The sequence below is a fragment of the Niastella vici genome (genome assembly GCF_002077945.1).
In the GTDB taxonomy this organism is placed as follows: Bacteria; Bacteroidota; Bacteroidia; order Chitinophagales; family Chitinophagaceae; genus Niastella; species Niastella vici.
Genome location: NZ_LVYD01000020.1, coordinates 1 through 491, shown reverse-complemented (window position 1 = coordinate 491; position 491 = coordinate 1). Strand labels below are relative to the sequence as shown.

The 491-nt window shown below is 54.4% G+C and carries 1 protein-coding gene; it reads right to left on the bottom strand.

All coding sequences use genetic code 11. The features are described from left to right. Positions 1 to 491, bottom strand: a 491-nt coding sequence (locus tag A3860_RS07485; protein ID WP_143773992.1) for a SpoIID/LytB domain-containing protein, incomplete at both ends; no start/stop codon positions are given.

Below are 491 nucleotides of genomic sequence, written 5' to 3'. Positions count from 1 at the left end.
CTGCTGGTAGCCAAAGTGCCGGTTTGAATAGCGGCCGTATCGGGATTATAATAGTGGTTTAATATCCAGGTATAAGTTTGATCGGTGCCCCAGAAGCTTGAACCCCATTGACACATGCCACGGCCGGCGCCACTCTTTGTTCTGCCGGCACAACGTGCATCCGCAATACAGGGGTAATCAGTGCTGGTGCCGCTGTAGCCATCTCCACAACCTGAGTTGTTGGTTTCGGCACAGTATTCTGCTTTGTAAATAGCGCCGTTCTTGATCAGCACAATACCCGCAGTGGCGATCGCTGCATTCTTAACGCTGGTAGCGCGATCGGTTTGCCAGGTCTGGTGACAGGCGGCTGCCGAAATATCGTAGTTGGTAGCGGCAGGGTGCTGAACAAACCAGGCGCCGCGTGAACGGTAAGCCACTGTACCGGCTTGCAGGGAAGCGGCGTTCCAGCTGCTCACCCATTCGTCATCAACACCGGTTTGCACATACGATTC